This is a genomic window from Pontibacter saemangeumensis (assembly GCF_039541895.1).
Classification (GTDB): domain Bacteria; phylum Bacteroidota; class Bacteroidia; order Cytophagales; family Hymenobacteraceae; genus Pontibacter; species Pontibacter saemangeumensis.
Window position 1 is genome coordinate 1 of the sequence record NZ_BAABHC010000023.1, and the last position, 1258, is coordinate 1258.

At 57.4% G+C, this 1258-nt stretch carries 4 protein-coding genes; all 4 read left to right on the plus strand.

The annotated features are described in order from the left end of the window. Positions 1-53: 53 nt before the first annotated feature. From ABD920_RS18075 to ABD920_RS25000, 4 genes are read left to right on the plus strand one after another with little or no spacing between them, the layout of a single operon-like run. Positions 54-347, plus strand: coding sequence for a transposase (locus ABD920_RS18075; protein WP_345160924.1), 294 nt, complete (start codon positions 54-56; stop codon positions 345-347). A 5-nt stretch (positions 348-352) separates the two neighbouring features. Beyond that, positions 353-679: an IS3 family transposase gene (locus tag ABD920_RS18080; protein ID WP_345160925.1), complete on the plus strand. Its 327-nt coding sequence runs from the start codon at positions 353-355 to the stop codon at positions 677-679. Between the two features lie 18 nt (positions 680-697). Further along, on the plus strand, positions 698-1060 hold the full coding sequence (locus tag ABD920_RS18085; RefSeq protein WP_345160926.1) for a DDE-type integrase/transposase/recombinase: 363 nt from the start codon (positions 698-700) through the stop codon (positions 1058-1060). Next, the gene (locus tag ABD920_RS25000) at positions 1026-1208 is read left to right on the plus strand and encodes an IS3 family transposase (protein ID WP_425568640.1); all 183 of its coding nucleotides are present in this window, start codon (positions 1026-1028) and stop codon (positions 1206-1208) included. The genes ABD920_RS18085 and ABD920_RS25000 overlap by 35 nt, the downstream gene beginning before the upstream one ends. Positions 1209-1258 lie beyond the last annotated feature (50 nt).

Genomic DNA, 1258 nt, shown 5'->3' on the forward strand with positions numbered 1-1258 from the left:
TGAGATGCTCTAATAATCAAGGACAGTCGATTTGCTTACCTTAGCAAATCAAGATGAAAGAGAAACCAGTAACCGTTAGTCGTCGCAAGTACGATGCGGCCTTCAAAGAGGAGGTGCTGCAGATGGTGTTCAACGGCCGGCCGGTCAGCGAGGTGGCCCGCTCCCTGGGTATAGGGGAGAACATCATTTACCGCTGGAGAAGCCGCCACAAAGCCAGAGAAAACAAAGGGGAAGAGCAAGCCCCTGCCTCACCAGATAACCAGGCGCTCTATAGGCGCATCCGGGAACTGGAAACCGAACGGGACATCTTAAAAAAAGCCTTGGCCATTTTCAGCCGGCAGACCTGAGGCAGGTGTACAGCTTCATTGAGGGGAATGCAGGCAGTTGGCCGGTGCACACGCTCTGTGCGGTGCTCGGGCTGAGCCGCAGCGCCTACTACGGCTGGCTCTCTGGGTCCAGGGATGTAAACAAAAGGGAGGAAGAGGCAGAGCGGCTTGTCCTGGAGGCGTTCCAGGAGCACCGCAGGCGCTACGGCGTGCGCCGGCTGGTGGCAGAGCTGAAGGCGCAGGGCGTAGAGATGGGGGCGCATAAGGTGCGGCTGGTGCTGCGGAAGCACGGGCTGAAGGCCATCCAGCCGCGCAGCTTCGTGCCCCGCACCACTGACAGCCGCCATCCTTAGCCGATAAGCCCTAACCTGCTGCTTGAGCTTGCTTTCCCCGCAGCACCTAACCAGGTGTGGGTGGGCGACATCACTTACATCCCGCTGGCCGGTGGCGGCTTCCTTTACCTGGCTGTGTGGATGGACCTGTACTCCAGAAGGATTGTGGGCTGGCAATTGGAGGAGCACATGCAGGAGGAGCTGGTGGTAGAGGCGCTGCGGCGGGCGCTGTCTATCAGAACCGTTGCCCGGGGGATGATTGCGCACTCGGACCGGGGAGGGCAATACGCCGGGAAGGCGTTCAGGAGGCTGCTGGACAAGCACAAGATGCGCCAGAGCATGAGCCGGGCGGGAAATGCCTACGACAATGCCTTCATGGAGTCCTGCTCGCAGTCGGTTTAAAGCAGAGCTGCTGGAGGGAGGGGCCTTTGAAAACAAACAGGATGCCCAGACGGAGATCTTTGAGTATGTTGAGATGTACTACAACACCAGAAGAAGGCATTCGGCTTTAGGGTACCTGAGCCCGATGAACTATGAAAAGAACTGTTAACTTTATAACCATTAAGCAAGTTTACTGTCCTTCTTTTTCGACACACCTCA